Below are 16,323 nucleotides of genomic sequence, written 5' to 3' on the forward strand. Positions count from 1 at the left end.
CTCAATCACTACTGTCGGAAAATATCCGCTAGCAGTTGGATGTCGGCATACCGGCAATGCCTTGGCAGGCCGTCGAACGGATGTGCCACCTGCGCCCCGCCTAAATCTCGACCTGGCTGCCCAGTTCGACCACGCGATTGGTGGGCAGGCGGAAAAATTCCATCGCGCTTTCCGCGTTGCGCAGCATCCAGGCAAAGATTTTCTCGCGCCAGATCGGCATGCCGGGCCGGGCGGAGGGGAGCAGCGTCTGCCGGGCGAGGAAGAAGCTGGTTTCCATCATCTTGAACGCCTGTCCGCACTGGGTGACATTCTTCAGCGCCGCGGGCACATCGGGTTCCTGCATGAAGCCATAGTGGAGGACAAGGCGGAAGAAGCCGCGACCCAGATCCTCCAACTTGGCGCGCTGCTCTTCTGGCACCGCCGGCACGCTGAGGATCTTGACCGTCAGCAGCACGACTCGCTCGTGCAGCACCTTGTTGTGCTTGAGGTTGTGGAGCAGCGCATGCGGCACGCCTTCGGGCGTCGAGGTCATGAACACCGCCGTGCCGGACACGCGCGCCGCACTGTTCGCGGCGGACGCGATGAATACCGGGATCGGCATCGCCGATTCGCGCATCCGCTCGATCATCAGCTTGCGGCCGCGCGACCAGGTGGTGAGCAATGTGAAGACGATGAAGCCAATGAACAGCGGGAACCAGCCGCCATAGGGTATCTTGGTCAGGTTCGCGGCGAGATAGGCGCCGTCGACGATGTAGAATATGCCCAGCAGCGGCACCGCCCACCAGCGGTTCCACTGCCACAAGCGGAACAGCAGCACCGTCAGCAGGACATTGTCGATGAACATCGCGCCGGTCACCGCAATGCCATAGGCCGCCGTCAGATTGGAGGATGTGCGGAAGGTCAGCACCAGCGCGATGACCATCACCATCAGCGCCCAGTTGATCGTGGGGATGTAGATCTGCCCCGCGGTGGACGCGCTGGTATGGGCGATCCGCAGACGCGGCATGAAGCCAAGCTGGATCGCCTGCTGCGTGACGGAGAAGGCGCCGGAGATCACAGCCTGCGAGGCGATGATCGCGGCCAACGTCGCGATGCCGATCAGCGGAAGCTGGAACCACTGCGGCGCCAGATTGTAGAACGGGCTGGACAGCGCCTCGGCGCCCTCGCGAAACAGCAGCGCGCCCTGCCCCAGATAGTTGAGCATCAGCGCCGGGAGAACGAAGAACAGCCACGAAATGCGAATCGGATTGCGCCCGAAATGGCCCATGTCGGCATAGAGCGCCTCCGCGCCCGTCACCGCCAGCACCACCGCGCCCAGCGCCAGAAAGGCCGGCAGCGGGCTGGAAACGAAGAACATGAACGCCCAATAGGGGTTGAACGCGACCAATATGCCGGGCGTCTGCCAGATGCTCAGTACACCCAGCGTTGCGATCACCGCGAAATAGGTCAGCATGATCGGGCCGAACAACGTCGCCACCCGGTTGGTCCCCGCGCTCTGTATCCAGAACAGGCCAAGCAGGATGCACACAGCGGCAGGGATGATGAGCGGCGTCAGCGCCGGATTGTAGACGGCCAGACCCTCAACAGCGGAAAGGACCGACACGGCAGGGGTAATCATCGAGTCGCCGTAGAACAGCGCCGTCGCGAACACGCCCAGCAGCACGATGCCCGATGTCCACCGCTTCGTCTTGGTCTGCCCGCTGATCAGCGCCAGCAGCGCCAGGCTCCCGCCTTCGCCCTTGTTGTCGGCGCGCATGATGATGGACACATATTTGAGCGTGACGACCAGCATCATGGACCAGAACATCAGGCTGATGACGCCAAGGATATGGTCGGGGCGCAGTGCGAGCGGATGGTGCCCGGCAAAGGTTTCGCGAAAGGCGTAGAGCGGGCTGGTGCCGATGTCGCCGAAGACGATGCCGATCGCCCCGATGACGAGCTTCAGCGTCGCGCTTTCGTGGCCATGATGACCGGCCGTCTCATCCGCCACTGTCCCGCCGGTGGCCGCCCTTTCGGCAGGCAGAGCGCCCGGCCCGGTGCCCTGATCGGACCCGCTGTCACCCATGGCGGTAGAGGGATGCTGTCATGCGAAGTCTGGCCCGGTTGCGGATGCGGAATGCCCGGTCTTGCCGGGAATGGCGCGGCGCGTATCACGCAGGGTGATGCAGTGCAACATCGCCCTGCCCTAGCCTATCCGTCACGATCCGCCAAGCGGCCCTTCGCCCTGCCCGCCAAGGCGGCTGTCGATCATCGCGACATTCTGTTCCAGTTCCGCGCGCAGCTGGCTGCCTGCGGGAAGGCGCGCAGCGAGCGGCGCCCATATCTTGCGCGCACCCTCCAATTGACCCGACTGTGCCAGCGCCATGCCATAGAAATAGGGCGCGGCCGGGGCCTGCGGGTCGATCGCCATGGCCTTGCGAAACGCATATTCGGCCGATGGCGACATCACCCCGTCACCATGCGCCACCAGCGCATTGCCAAGGCCCAGCCACAGGGTCGCGTTGTTCGGTTCCTGCTTCACCGCGGCGACCAGCACATTGGCGGCCTCCTGCGTCTTGCCCTGTCGCCCCAGCCCGTCGGACAGGACCAGCCATTGCCCGGCCTTGCCGAACCGCTCGCCGATCGCCTGCCGCTGCTTGGCCATGTCCTCATCGAACGGCGCGGCCTGCGCCTGCCCATTGCGGGGCGCCCCGGCCAGCGTCGGATTGCCCTGCCAAGCATAGCCCGCAATCCCGAACAGCAGCGCCGCGCCGACCAGTTCCCAGGTGCCGCGCGGTGACCGGCCCGGCCACAGCATCAGCCCCAGCGTCGCTGCCGCCAGCAGACCCGCGATTGCCCAGCCCATCAGACTTTCCCCTTCCGTCGCCTGATCCGCCCGCGCATCAGGACGAAGCCCAGCCCCAGCAGCAGCACCGGCGCGGCCCACAGCGGCCACAATATCGGCGCGGCGGTCGGCTCGTAACTCACCCAGTCGCCATAACGGTCGATCAGCCAGGTCCGTATCGCTTCCGGCTCCTCGCCCGCCGCGATCCTCTCGCGAATCTGCGACCGCATGTCGCCCGCCATGCTGGCGTTGCTGTCGGCGATCGACTGGCTCTGGCACGTCAGACACCGGATCGTCAGCATCAGGTCGCGCGCTTTCGCTTCCAGCCGTGGGTCGTCAAGCTGCCGGTCGGCATAAGGCGCAGGTGGCAGCGCGGTCTGCGCCACCAGCGGCGTTGCCAGCACCAGCAGGATCAGGGCGATCAGGCCACGCACCGTCACCGCGCCTCCGCCAGCTTGGCCAGTATCACCGGCACGTCCTCGGCGCGGATGTCACCGATATGCTGGTGGCGGATCACGCCCTTGCCGTCGATCACGAAGGTCTCGGGCACGCCGGACGATCCCATCGCGATCTGGAGGCTGGACCGCGCATCCAGGCCGATACGGCTGTAGGGATTGCCCCAGCGGCCGAGAAAGCGGTCGACATCGGGCCGCGCGTCGCGGATCGCCACCGCGTCGATCTGCGCCCCTGCCTGTTTCAGCGCCATCAGTTGCGGCGCTTCGGCGGCACAGGGTACGCACCAGCTTGCAAAGACGTTGAGCAGGCGCGGCTGGCCGGTGGCAAGGTCTGCACTCGACAGCGCGGGCCGGTCGCTCGCTGCGGCCGGCAGGGCGAATTGCGGCACCGGCTTGCCTACCATCTTGGACGTGATGAGGCGATCGTCGGGCTTGAGCAGCCCGCTCGCGAACAGCCCGAAGAACGCCAGGAACAGACCCAGCGGCAACCAGATTGCCCAGCGCTTCATGCCGCCGCCACGATGGCGGGCCGCCGCCGCAGCTTCTGTATCCAGCCGCGCCGCTCACGCCCCAGCAGCGCGAGCGCACCGCCGAGCGCGATCATCATCCCGCCCAGCCAGATCAACGTCACGAGCGGCTTCCACCAGATGCGGATCTGCCACCGGCCTTCACCGGCCTCCTGCCCCAGCACGACATAGAGCTGCCCGTCCCAGCGGGTCAGCAGCGCCGCTTCGGTCGTGTTGGTCGGCGGCGAAGTGAAGAAGCGCGCCTGGGGATGAATGGCGATCGGATCACCGCCGCGCCGCGACACCTGCATGTCGGCCTGCAACGCCGTCCAGTTGTCACCCGCGACCGTGCTGATGCCATCGAAGCGCAGCGTCCAGCCTGCCGTCGTGACCGTCTCGCCGGGCCGCGCGGCAACCAGCTTCTCGACCGTGAAGGCCGAATCCGCCGCCATGCCCGCCAGGCTGACCGCACATCCCAGATGGGCGATCACCATGCCATAAGTGAACAGGGGCGTGCGGCGCAGATTGCGCTTCCACAGCGGGGCGAGACTGCCCACCGCGACGCCCGCCGCGATCACGAGACCCAGGAACGGCAGCAGGCCGATCCGCCCCCATGCCAGCACGCTGACGGCAGCCAACGCCAGCAGCAGCACGGCAATCGGCACGATCATCCGCCCGGCCACCGCCTGCGCCTGATCCTTGCGCCATCGGGTCAGCGGGCCTGCCGCCATGAACATCACAAGCACAAGCGCCACCGGTCCGGCGATCCGGTCGAAATAGGGCGGGCCGACAGAAACCTTGTGCCCGAACGCCTCGGTCATCAGCGGATAGAGCGTGCCGATCAGGACGAGGCCGAGGATGACCGACAGCAGCAGATTGTTGACCACCAGCATCGTCTCGCGGCTCACCAGCTCGAACTGCGCGCCTTCGCGTACCGTGCCGATGCGCAGGCCGAACAGCGCCAGCGCGCCGCCGATATACAGCGCCAGCAGGCCGAGGATGAAGGTGCCCCGCTCCGGGTCGACCGCAAAGGCATGGACGCTGGTGAGGATACCCGACCGCACGAGGAAGGTGCCGACCATGGACATCGAGAAGGCGACCACCGCCAACATGATCGTCCACGCCCGCAGCGCGTCGCGCGTCGCCAGCACGGTGACGCTGTGAAGCAGCGCCGTCGCCGCCAGCCACGGCATCAGCGAGGCATTCTCCACCGGGTCCCAGAACCACCAGCCGCCCCAGCCCAGCTCATAATAAGCCCAGTAGCTGCCCGCCGTGATGCCGAGCGTCAGCAATATCCACGCCGCCAGCACCCATGGCCGCATCGCGCGGGCGAATGTCGCATCGACGTTGCGAGTCAGTAGCGCGCCGACCGCAAAGGAAAAGGCGACCGAAAGGCCGACATAGCCCAGGTACAGCGTCGGCGGATGAAAGGCGAGGCCAGGGTCTTGCAGCAGCGGGTTCAGCCCCTGCCCGTCCGGCGGCGCGGGATTGGCACGGGCAAAGGGATTGGAGGAGAACAGGAGGAACGCATAGAAGCCCAGGCTTATCATCGCCTGCGCACCCAGCGTCGCCATATGCGTGTCGCGCCGCAGCGCCCGCTCGAACAGGGCAACGGCCGCGCCCGCAATGCCCATCACCATCACCCACAGCAGCATGGAGCCTTCATGATTGCCCCATGTCCCTGCAAACTTGTACAGCCAGGGCTTCGCCGAATGGCTGTTGCTCGCCACCAGCGCGACCGACATGTCGGACCGCAGGAACAGCGTGACGAGCAGCGCGAAGGACAATGCCGTAAGCACCCCCTGCATCACGGCCGTGGGGCGCACCGCAGAGAGGAGATCGGGCTTGTCGGTCGTCAGCCCGAACCAGACCAGCGCGAGTTGCAGAAATGCCAGCGCCGCCGCCAGCCACAGCGCGGCCAGGCCTGCTTCCGCGATCATGCCTGCGCTCCCCCTGCAAAATACCCGTCATCCCGGCGTAGGCTGAGCCTTGGTGAAAGGGAAAAAGCAAAAATTGTCGTCATTCCCGCGAAGGCGGGAACCCATATTGCCATCCGCGACTTAGCCGCGTGACGTGAGTTGGGTTCCCGCCTTCGCGGGAATGACGGGCATGCACGGATGTTTGCCAATTCCGCAGATGTCTTGCGCAGGCCGGGATTGCGCTTTTTCCTCTGTCCTACATCCATGCAAAACCTTATTCCCCTTGGCATAGAGGAAACGTGCGAAAAAACACGCGCGCGAAAATTGCTCACTTCGCCACCGTCATTGTTCGCGCCATATCGTCGCGTGCCTTGTCATCATAGGTCATGCCTTCCAGTTCCGGCGGCATATAGCGTTCGTCATGCTTGGCCAGCAGGTTGGTGGCGACGAACGTGCCCTTGGCATCGAATGCGCCTTCGGCCACCACGCCGGTCCCTTCCTTGAACAGGTCCGGGGCGATGCCGCTGAACGTTGCGGGCACGGTCGCCTTGTTGTCGGTGACCGCAAAGCGGATCGTCACGCCGTCGGGCGCGCGGCGGATGCTGTCCTTCACCACCATGCCGCCCAGCCGGATCGCGCGGCCCGGCTCCATGCCCTTGGTCCGCGCATCGGTGGGCGTGTAGAAATAGGCGGCTTCGTCCTTCAGCGCCGACGCCGCCAGCAGCCCGGCACCGATCAGCGCGACGAGGGCGACGAGGGCGAGGACAAGCCTCTGGTGTTTCGCTTTCAGCGTCATGGCCATGATGTCAGCGATCCCGTTTCAGGCTGTCGGCCCGCTGCTCGGCCGCGCGCATCGCACGCCAGGCGGCGATGGAAAGGCCCAGCGTACCCGCAAAGGTCAGGGCATAAGCGGCAATCACGAACGGCCAGGGGTTCACGGTCGCATCATCCCCGCGCCAGCCGCTGCATCCGCGCCTCGACCTTGGTTTCGGCCAGGATCGCGCGCATCCGCATCAGCACGATCGCCCCGAACCACAGGGAAAAGCCCAGCACCGTCAGGCCCAGCGGCCACAATATCGCACCGTCGATGCTCGATCCGCGCAAGGTGATGCTCGGGCCCTGATGCAGCGTGTTCCACCACACGACGGACCGGTTGATGATCGGAATGTTGACTGCGCCGACCAGTCCGAAAATCGCCGTCACCCGGCTGACGCCGCCTGCATTGCCATTGCTCGCGCTCGCATTGCCCAAGGCGATGTAGCCCAGATAAAGGAAAAACAGCACCAGCATGGACGTCATCCGCCCGTCCCACTGCCAGTAGGTGCCCCAGGTCGGTCGCCCCCACAACGACCCGGTGACGAGGCAGATGGCCGTGAACAGCGCGCCCGGTGCGGCGATGGCGCGGCCTGCGATCGCCGCCAGCGGATGCCGCCAAACCAGCTGCATCACGGCGGCGATCGCGATGCCGGTCCAGCCGCCCATGCCCAGCCAGGCGGCGGGCACGTGGATATAGAGAATCCGCACCGTCTGCCCCTGAAGATAATCGGCGGGCGTCAGAAAAAGGCCGCAGGCACACCCCAAGACGATCAGAACAAGACCGCCCCAGAACAACCACGGCGTGACGGGCCGCGCAATCGAAAGGAACCGGGCAGGATTGGCGTAGGCATGCATTGGCATCGTCTTTACCCCCGCCCAAGCGCCAAGGCCAGTGGCCAGTTGCCCGAAGTGCACAATAAAGTTGGACATATACGGCGTCAGGCAAAACGGACATCGCGCGGCAACGCTCTGTTCCGTCGCGAGACATGATTTTTTGTTGCGGGGGTTTTTTGTTACAGGGAGGCGACAAACCGGCATCTAGCCCCTATATGCCGCCCGAACGATGCCCGCAGGGCGTCAACGCATTGGCAGCGGGTCCCTTAGCTTATGCTTACCACAAACCCTTTCGATGACGACAAGTTGCGGGAGGAATGCGGCATTTTCGGCATCTCCGGCGCCGAAACCGCCTCGGCGATCGTCGCGCTCGGCCTTCACGCGCTTCAGCACCGCGGTCAGGAAGCGGCGGGAATCACGAGCTGGGACGGGCATGACTTCCACACCCATCGCGCGATGGGCCATGTCGCGGGCAATTTCGATCGCGACGAAGTGATCCGGGCGCTTCCGGGCCATTCCGCCTGCGGCCATGTGCGCTACTCCACCACGGGTGAAACATCGCTGCGCAATGTTCAGCCGCTCTATGCCGAACTGGCATCGGGCGGCTTTGCCATTGCGCACAACGGCAATATCTCCAACGCGGGCAAGCTGCGGCGGGAGCTGGTGCGGCGCGGGTCAATCTTTCAGTCGACGTCGGACACCGAAGTCATCATCCATCTGGTGGCGACATCGACCTACCGGACGCTGCTCGACAAGTTCATCGACGCGCTCAAGCATGTCGAAGGCGCTTATTCCCTTATCTGCATGACACCCGAAGGCATGATCGCCTGCCGCGATCCGCTGGGCATCCGTCCGCTGGTCATGGGCATGCTGGGCGATTCGCCGATCTTCGCGTCGGAGACAGTCGCCCTCGATGTCGTCGGCGCGGACTATCTGCGCTCGATCGACCCCGGCGAGCTGGTGATCGTCACGAACAGCGGCGAAGTGCGCAGCCATCGCCCCTTCGGCGACGTCGCGCCCCGGCCCTGCATCTTCGAGCATGTCTATTTCTCCCGCCCGGATTCGATCGTGGACGGCAACAGCGTCTATTCGGTCCGCAAGGCGATCGGTGCGCAGCTGGCGATCGAAAATCCGGTCGATGCCGACTATGTCATTCCCGTGCCCGACAGCGGTGTTCCCGCCGCGATCGGCTATGCGCAACAATCGGGCATCCCGTTCGAACTTGGCATCATCCGGTCGCATTACGTCGGCCGCACGTTCATCCAGCCGAGCGACAAAGTGCGCCATCTGGGCGTGAAGCTGAAGCACAACGCCAATCGCGCGCTGATCGAAGGCAAAAAGATCGTCCTGATCGATGATTCGATCGTGCGCGGCACCACCAGCCTCAAGATCGTGCAGATGATGCGCGAGGCCGGCGCGGCGCAGGTCCACATGCGGATCGCCAGCCCGCCGACCAAGCACAGCTGCTATTATGGGGTCGATACGCCCGAGCGGACGAAGCTGCTGGCGCACAAGCTCGATGTCGGCGGCATGCAGGATTTCATTCATGCCGACAGCCTCGCCTTCATTTCGATCGACGGCCTCTACAAGGCGCTGGGCGAAGCGAAGCGGGCCGACATCCGTCCGCAATATTGCGACGCCTGCTTCACCGGCGACTATCCCACCACGCTGACCGACCAGGACGAAGCCGCCGTACGCGACCAGTTCGAACTGCTGGCGGAACGGGTGGTCTGACTATCACGATGGAATAGCCCCGTTCGGGCTGAGCGAAGTCGAAGCCTTCTGCCAAGCGCAGCGAGGCACTAGCCTTCGCGGCGCTCCGGCGGGCACTTCGACAAGCTCAGTGCGAACGGAACCTATATGTCTTCTCTTCCCCTCCCCCTCACCGGAAAACTCGCCCTCGTCACCGGGGCCAGCCGCGGCATCGGCGCGGCGACCGCGCGCACCCTCGCTGCCGCGGGCGCACATGTCATTCTGACCGCCCGCACCACCGGCGGGCTGGAAGAGGTGGAGGACAGCATTCACGCGGCCGGCGGCAACGCCACGATCGCCCCGCTGGACCTGACCGACGGCGACAGCATCGGGCGTCTCGCCAATGCAGTGGCCGGGCGCTGGCAGGCGCTGGACATTCTGGTGCTCAACGCCGCGATGCTGGGTAGCCTGGCCGCCGTGCCCGCGATCGATCCCAAGGAGTTTGCCAAGGTGCTGACCCTGAATGTCGGCGCGCAGCAGGCGCTGATCGCCGCCTTCGATCCGCTGCTGCGCGCCAGCAGTGACGCACGCGTCATCGCCGTCACCAGTTCGGTCGGCGGCACCGCGCGGCCCTATTGGGGGGCCTATGGCGCGTCGAAGGCGGCTCTGGAGATTCTGGTCAACAGCTATGGCGAGGAAGTGAAGAACATCAGCGCCATCCGCACGCACATCGTGGATCCTGGCGCGACCCGCACGGTGATGCGCGCGCGGGCCTATCCGGGGGAGGATCCCGCGACGCTGAAAGGCCCTGAAACGGTGGCAGACGCGATATTGGCGTTGGTGCAGAACGACGCGCCGAGCGGACATCGTATCAGGGTGGGTTAGGGTTGAAGGTTATGTCGGTTCCCCGGCGAAAGCCGGGGTCCAGGGCGACGGAGCGCAGCCCTGTTAGGCCCTGAGCCTCGGCTTTCGCCGGGAAACAGCGAAAAGCAAGTCGGCACCAGCCGACATGTTATCAGTCCTCGCTGCGACGCTCGCCGTTACGCCGGTCGGCCACGCGTCGTTCCGGGCCGGTATAGCTGTCGTCCTGCTTCTTGCGGCGCTCGCTCTCGCGCCGTTCCGCGGCACGCCGCTCGTCCCCGCTCTCCTGATCGGTGCTCATCCCTGTTCTCCCTGTCCCGTCCGCCGGGGATATGTCCCTTCGTGCGACAAGCCGAGCCAAGCACGGCCCGGAAGCTTCCAGTATATTGCAGAAAAATTAACATTTTGCCACTTTGTATACCGCAGCATGATCGCACGGGTGGCCGACCTAACCGCCGCGCAAAAGCGTAACCGCGGCATCCCGTTCGAACAGATACAGGCAGGCGCGGGCCGCCTGGCCGCGCAGTGAATCCAGCCCGCCATCCCGGTCGATCAACAGCCGGGCGTCGTCGCGCGCCGCATCGATCATATCGGCCAGATGTTCCGGCGTCGCCAGCTTCATCTCGGCATCGCCGGACTGGCGCGTCCCCAGCACTTCGCCCGCCCCGCGCAAGTCGAGATCGGCCTCGGCAATACGGAAACCATCGTTGGTCTCGCGCATCAGCGCCAACCGCGCCCGCGCAGTTTCCGACAGGGCATTGCCGCGCAGCAGCAGGCACACCGACGCCTTGTCGCCGCGCCCCACCCGCCCGCGCAACTGATGCAATTGCGCCAAGCCAAAGCGGTCCGCGCCCTCGATAATCATCAGCGTCGCATTGGGCACATCGACGCCTACTTCGATCACCGTGGTGGCCACCAGTATCTTGGTCACGTCGCGGGCGAAGCCGTCCATTACCGCGTCCTTGTCCGGCCCCTTCATCCGCCCGTGGACCAGCGCCACCGCATCGCCGAAGCGCATCCGCAGCGTCTCTGCGCGCACCTCCGCAGCGGTCTGGTCGCTCATCTCGCTTTCCTCGACCAGCGGGCACACCCAATAGGCCTGACCCCCGCCCGCAACATGCCGCCCCAGCGCCTCTATCACCTCATCGACCCGATCGATCGAGAGCACCCGCGTCTCGATCGGCTGGCGACCCGGCGGCATCTCGTCGAGGCGCGACACGTCCATTTCGCCATAATGCGTCAGCGTCAGGGTGCGCGGGATCGGGGTCGCCGTCATCACCAGCAGATGCGGCGCGCGTTCCGCCTTGGCCGCCAGCATCATCCGCTGCGCCACGCCGAAGCGATGCTGCTCGTCGATCACCGCCAGCGCGAGCGCCTTGTACTGCACGGCCTCCTGAAAGATGGCATGCGTGCCGACGAGGATGTCGATGCTCCCGTCCGCCAGCCCCATCAACGTCGATTCGCGTACCTTGCCCTTTTCGCGCCCCGTCAGGATCGCGATTGTCACCGGCAGGCCCGCCAGCATCTTCTGCAACGTCGCAAAATGCTGCCGCGCCAGTATCTCGGTCGGCGCGAGCATCGCCGCCTGCCTGCCTGCCTCCACGGCATTGAGCATCGCCATCAGCGCCACCAGCGTCTTGCCCGATCCCACATCGCCTTGCAGCAGGCGCAGCATCGGCGTGCCCTGCGCCATATCGCCGTCGATCTCCGCCGTCGCCCGCCGCTGCGCCCCTGTCGGCGCGAACGGCAGTTTCAGCATCGCGCGCAGCCGCCCGTCGCCCGCGATCGGCACACCGCGCCGCCTGCGCCCCGCCGCGCGCACCAGCATCAGCGCGAGTTGCCCGGCGAAAATCTCGTCATAGGCCATCCGCTCGCGCGCCAGCGCCTCGTCCGGCTGCCGGTGGACCATGTGCAGCGCATCGTGCCATCCGGGCCATTGCCGCTTGGCCAGCAGGCTCGGCTCGATCCATTCGGGCAGAACAGGCGCCCGCTCCAGCGCCTGCGTCACCAGGTCGCGCATCCGGTTGTTCGAAAGCCCTTCGGACAGGCGATAGACTGGCTCGCGTGCAGGCACGCTGGCGGCCTCCTCGACTGGCAACACATGGTCGGGATGCACCATCTGCAAGTCCTGCCCATAAAGCTCCAGCCTGCCGGACACGAACTTGCGTTCACCCAGCGGCAACAGCTTGCGCGGCCAGCCGCTGTTCTTCCCGAAATAGATCAGCGAAACATAATTGCCCGCCGCATCGGTCGCATGGACGCGAAACGGCGCCCGCATGCCGCCGCCGGCCTTGTAGTCGACGGGCGTCAGCACCGTGCCCACGATCCGCCCCGCCTGGCGCATGTCCAGCGCGTCCACGATCAGCCGGTCGATCCAGGCCACTGGCAGATGAAAGGCGACATCGACCGCGCGCGCCAGCCCCAACCGCTCCAGCGGACGCGCAAGCGCGGTGCCGACGCCTTTCAATGCCGATATTTCGGCAAACAGTGGATTGAGAATATCGGGGCGCATGACTATCTGGGCAGCACTATCGCAGCGGGCCGGGCTTATCAAACGCCCCGTCCGCCAATCCTCGTTATGCCTGAAGGGCCAGCATCATGCACCAAGACCCCCGCCTGCGCCGTATCGGCTTTCGCGCATCGCATCGCGGCACGAAGGAAGCGGACCTGATGATCGGCGGTTTCTTCGATGCCCATGGCGCGACATGGGATGAAGGCCAGCTTGCCTGGTTCGAGGCCCTGCTGGAGGAGCAGGATGTCGACATCATGGCGTGGGCGTTGGGCACACAGCCGGTGCCCGATCGCTATCAGGGGCCGATGATGGACGCGATGCGCAGGCTCGATTTCGTGCCGGTTGAGGATTGAACGATCCTCCCCTTCCAGGGGAGGATTTCCGAACAATAATGGAATGATGTGACCGACCTTCAGACAATCCTGCGCGCCACAGCGCCTCTCACGCTGTCGGGCGTTCCGGCGGGGTTCCAGCCCTGGCTGCTGGCGGACATTGCCCGCGCCGCATCCTCGCGCGCGGTGTTCATCGCGCCGGACGAGCAACTGATGCAAGCCGTGGCGGACAGCGCGCAGTTCTTCGCGCCCGATCTGGAGGTGATCCGCATCCCGGCATGGGACTGCCTGCCCTATGATCGCGCCTCGCCTTCGCTGCGCGCGGCATCCGACCGGCTGGCGGGGCTGCACGCCCTGCAACGCAAGCCGGGCAGCGCGCAGCTTGTCGTCACCACGATCAACGCGCTCACGCAACGGACACTGACGCCGTTCCGCGTCCGCCAGCTTGTTGCCCGCCTTGCCCCCGGCGAACGCCTCGCCATTTCAAAGCTGGCGGAGTTGCTCCAGGCGAACGGCTATGTCCGCACCGATACGGTGCATGATGCGGGCGAATATGCGATCCGCGGCGGCATTGTCGATCTGTTTCCCGGCGGCGAGGCCCAACCCCTGCGGCTGGACTTCTTCGGGGATGAGATCGAGACGCTCCGTCGCTTCGATCCGGGCGATCAGCGGACGACAGGCGCGGTCGACAGCTTCACCTTGCTCCCGGCCTCCGAAGTGCTGCTGGATGCCGAGACGATCAAGCGGTTCCGCAGCCGCTATCGCGAGATATTCGGCGCGACGGCGACAGGCGATCCGCTGTATCAGGCGGTCAGCGACGGGCGGCGGCTGGCGGGAATGGAGCATTGGTTGCCGCTGTTCGAGGAACGGCTGGTGCCGCTCACCGACCATCTGGGCGACGACGCGATCCTGATCCGCGACCATGGCGTGACAGCGGCGGCGGAGCAGCGGCTCGAATCGATCCGCGACTATCACGCCAACCGCATCGAGGCGCGCTCCTCCGATCCCGGCGCCTATCGTCCGCTCGACCCGGCCCAGCTTTATTTGAACGATGCGGAATGGCATGGCGCGATCGCGGCGCGCGCCATCCACATCACCAGCCCCTATCACGAACCCCAACGTACGACGGTGCTGGACTTCGGCGTTGACGGCCCGCGCGACTTCGCCCCTGAACGGGCGCAGAACGTCAACGTCTACGAAGCGGTAGCGAAGCACATCGCGAAGCTGGGCAAGGGCCGCAAGGTCGTCATCGCCAGCTATTCGCCCGGCGCACGCGAACGTCTATCCGGCCTGCTCGCCGATCACGGCGTCAAGCGAACGGCGGCGGCGGACAACTGGCAGGAGGCGCTGGGCCTCTCCGCCAGCGGTGCCATATCCCTGATCGTCCTGCCGCTCGACCATGGCTTTGCCGCGCCGGACGTGGCGGTGCTGACCGAGCAGGACATATTGGGCGATCGTCTCGTCCGCCGCGCCAAGCGCCGCAAGAGCGCCGACGCATTCCTCTCCGAACTGGCGACGCTGACACCCGGCGATCTTGTGGTCCATGCCGATCACGGCATCGGGCGCTATGATGGCATCATGTCGATCCCGGTCGGCAATGCCCCCCACGACTGCGTGGCCCTGGGCTATGCGGGCGGGGACAAGCTCTATGTCCCGGTCGAGAATCTCGATGTCCTCTCCCGCTACGGATCGGAGACCGACGGCGTCCCGCTCGACCGGCTTGGGGGCGAGGCATGGCAGCGGCGCAAGGCGAAAATGCGCGAGCGCATCCGCGAGATCGCGGGCGAACTGCTCAAGACCGCCGCCGCCAGGGCGCTGCGCCCCGCACCGATCGCCGAGCCGGACAGCGCAGGCTATCCAAGCTTCGTGGACCGCTTCCCTTATCAGGAGACGGACGATCAGGAACGCGCCATCGCCGATGTGCTGGCGGACCTTGCCGCCGGATCGCCGATGGACCGCCTTGTCTGCGGCGACGTGGGTTTCGGCAAGACCGAAGTCGCGCTGCGCGCCGCCTTCGTTGCGGCGATGGCGGGGATGCAGGTGGCGCTCATTTGCCCGACCACCCTTCTCGCGCGCCAGCATTTCAACAATTTCGAGGATCGGTTCCGCGGCTTTCCGCTGCGCGTCGGCCGCCTCTCCCGCCTCGTCCCCGCCGCCGAAGCGAAGGCGACCAAGGCGGGCCTCGCGGACGGGACGCTCGACATCGTGATCGGCACCCACGCACTGCTCACCAAGGGTCTAGCGTTCAAGCGTCTCGGCCTCGTCATCGTCGATGAAGAACAGCGGTTCGGCGTCGTCCACAAGGAACGTCTGAAAAGCCTCAAGACCGACGTGCATGTGCTGACGCTGACCGCGACGCCGATCCCCCGCACGCTGCAAATGGCAATGTCCGGCCTGCGCGAGCTGTCGGTGATCCAGACCCCGCCGGTCGATCGCCTGGCGGTGCGGACCTACATCATGCCGTGGGACCCCGTGGTCATCCGCGAGGCGCTGCTGCGCGAACATTATCGCGGCGGACAGAGCTTCTTCGTTGTGCCCCGCATCGCAGACCTGACCGAGATCGAAGCCTTCCTGCGCGAGGACGTGCCGGAGGTCCGCGCCGTCGTCGCCCATGGCCAGATGGCACCCGGCGAAGTCGAGGAGCGCATGTCCGCCTTTTACGACAAGCGGTATGATGTGCTGCTCTCCACCACCATCGTCGAAAGCGGGCTGGATATCCCCAGCGCCAACACCCTCATCATCCATCGCGCCGATCGCTTCGGGCTTGCCCAGCTCTACCAGTTGCGCGGGCGCGTCGGCCGCTCGAAGACTCGCGCCTACGCCTATATGACGACGGCCGCCGACCGGATCGTGACCGAGACGGCGGACAAAAGGCTCAAGGTGCTCTCCGACCTCGATACGCTGGGCGCAGGATTTCAGCTCGCCAGTCACGATCTCGATATTCGCGGCGCAGGCAATCTGGTCGGCGACGAGCAATCAGGCCACATCCGCGAAGTGGGCTTTGAACTCTACCAGTCGATGCTGGAGGAGGCGATCCTCGACGCCAAGGCAGGCGGTATCGTGGCGGAGCGGGCGCGCGAGGCCTTCTCCCCTCAGATCACGATCGACGCGCCGATCATGATCCCCGAAGATTACGTGCCGGATCTCGACCTGCGCATGGGTCTGTATCGCCGGATCAACGATCTGGACGACCGGCAGGGTATCGAATCCTTCGCCGCCGAACTCATCGACCGCTTCGGCAAGCTGCCTGCGCCGACGCAGAATCTGCTCAAGCTCATCGAGATCAAGCAGAACTGCCTCAAGGCCAACATCGCCAAGATGGATGTGGGCGGCAAAGGCGCGCTGGTGAGTTTCTTCGGCGACAGCTTCCCCAATCCCGCGGGCCTCATTGTCTATGTGCAACGGCTGGACGGCACAGCGAAGCTGCGGCCGGACAGCAAGCTGGTCATCACCCGCGTATGGGCCGATCCGCAGGCGCGGCTCAACGCGGCATTGCAATTGTCCAAGGGCCTGGCGAAAGTCGCGGCCTGACCCGCACAGGAAAGGGGCCGGACGCTAGGACGCCCGACCCC

14 protein-coding genes are annotated in these 16,323 nt (G+C 65.5%); 4 read left to right on the top strand and 10 right to left on the bottom strand.

The window, feature by feature from the left end; translation table 11 throughout:
- Positions 1-100: 100 nt before the first annotated feature.
- The 8 genes from ENE74_RS11560 to ccmC form a co-directional block, all read right to left on the bottom strand.
- Complete coding sequence (locus tag ENE74_RS11560) at positions 101-2,065, bottom strand: potassium transporter Kup (protein WP_127691067.1); 1,965 nt, start codon at positions 2,063-2,065, stop codon at positions 101-103.
- Between the two features lie 132 nt (positions 2,066-2,197).
- Positions 2,198-2,848 carry a tetratricopeptide repeat protein gene (locus tag ENE74_RS11565; protein WP_420902590.1) on the bottom strand — a complete coding sequence of 217 codons (651 nt, stop codon included), beginning with the start codon at positions 2,846-2,848 and terminating at the stop codon, positions 2,198-2,200.
- Positions 2,845-3,258, bottom strand: a complete 414-nt coding sequence (locus tag ENE74_RS11570) for a cytochrome c-type biogenesis protein (RefSeq protein WP_127691199.1) — start codon at positions 3,256-3,258, stop codon at positions 2,845-2,847. Before ENE74_RS11570 ends, ENE74_RS11565 begins: the two co-directional genes overlap by 4 nt.
- 2 nt (positions 3,259-3,260) lie before the next feature.
- Entirely contained in the window at positions 3,261-3,788 is a 528-nt protein-coding gene (locus ENE74_RS11575) for a DsbE family thiol:disulfide interchange protein (RefSeq protein WP_127691069.1), read from the bottom strand.
- Entirely contained in the window at positions 3,785-5,725 is a 1,941-nt protein-coding gene (locus tag ENE74_RS11580) for a heme lyase CcmF/NrfE family subunit (protein ID WP_127691070.1), read from the bottom strand. Before ENE74_RS11580 ends, ENE74_RS11575 begins: the two co-directional genes overlap by 4 nt.
- A 307-nt stretch (positions 5,726-6,032) precedes the next feature.
- The gene (gene ccmE, locus ENE74_RS11585; protein ID WP_127691200.1) at positions 6,033-6,494 is read right to left on the bottom strand and encodes a cytochrome c maturation protein CcmE; all 462 of its coding nucleotides are present in this window, start codon (positions 6,492-6,494) and stop codon (positions 6,033-6,035) included.
- 16 nt (positions 6,495-6,510) lie between these two features.
- Positions 6,511-6,642 (bottom strand): hypothetical protein, encoded by a 132-nt coding sequence (locus ENE74_RS18665; RefSeq protein ID WP_277601369.1) that lies wholly within the window; start codon positions 6,640-6,642, stop codon positions 6,511-6,513.
- 7 nt (positions 6,643-6,649) lie between these two features.
- Positions 6,650-7,375, bottom strand: coding sequence for a heme ABC transporter permease CcmC (gene ccmC, locus ENE74_RS11590; RefSeq protein WP_127691201.1), 726 nt, complete (start codon positions 7,373-7,375; stop codon positions 6,650-6,652).
- Between the two features lie 252 nt (positions 7,376-7,627).
- Here ccmC and purF point away from each other — a divergent pair, with 252 nt between their 5' ends.
- Positions 7,628-9,088 (top strand): amidophosphoribosyltransferase, encoded by a 1,461-nt coding sequence (gene purF / locus ENE74_RS11595; RefSeq protein ID WP_127691071.1) that lies wholly within the window; start codon positions 7,628-7,630, stop codon positions 9,086-9,088.
- Between the two features lie 126 nt (positions 9,089-9,214).
- A complete protein-coding gene (locus ENE74_RS11600) occupies positions 9,215-9,931 on the top strand; it encodes an SDR family NAD(P)-dependent oxidoreductase (RefSeq protein ID WP_127691072.1) in 717 nt (238 codons plus the stop codon).
- A gap of 130 nt (positions 9,932-10,061) precedes the next feature.
- Here ENE74_RS11600 and ENE74_RS18255 read toward each other — a convergent pair whose 3' ends face one another.
- Both ENE74_RS18255 and recG read right to left on the bottom strand, forming a co-directional pair.
- Positions 10,062-10,208 carry a hypothetical protein gene (locus ENE74_RS18255; RefSeq protein ID WP_164847457.1) on the bottom strand — a complete coding sequence of 49 codons (147 nt, stop codon included), beginning with the start codon at positions 10,206-10,208 and terminating at the stop codon, positions 10,062-10,064.
- 147 nt (positions 10,209-10,355) lie between these two features.
- Complete coding sequence (gene recG, locus ENE74_RS11605; protein ID WP_127691073.1) at positions 10,356-12,419, bottom strand: ATP-dependent DNA helicase RecG; 2,064 nt, start codon at positions 12,417-12,419, stop codon at positions 10,356-10,358.
- Positions 12,420-12,505: 86 nt separating this feature from the next.
- Here recG and ENE74_RS11610 point away from each other — a divergent pair, with 86 nt between their 5' ends.
- Complete coding sequence (locus tag ENE74_RS11610; protein WP_127691074.1) at positions 12,506-12,772, top strand: FAD assembly factor SdhE; 267 nt, start codon at positions 12,506-12,508, stop codon at positions 12,770-12,772.
- Between the two features lie 48 nt (positions 12,773-12,820).
- The gene (gene mfd / locus ENE74_RS11615) at positions 12,821-16,282 is read left to right on the top strand and encodes a transcription-repair coupling factor (protein ID WP_127691075.1); all 3,462 of its coding nucleotides are present in this window, start codon (positions 12,821-12,823) and stop codon (positions 16,280-16,282) included.
- Positions 16,283-16,323 lie beyond the last annotated feature (41 nt).

The sequence above is a fragment of the Sphingobium algorifonticola genome (assembly GCF_004005485.1).
In the GTDB taxonomy this organism is placed as follows: Bacteria; Pseudomonadota; Alphaproteobacteria; order Sphingomonadales; family Sphingomonadaceae; genus Sphingobium; species Sphingobium algorifonticola.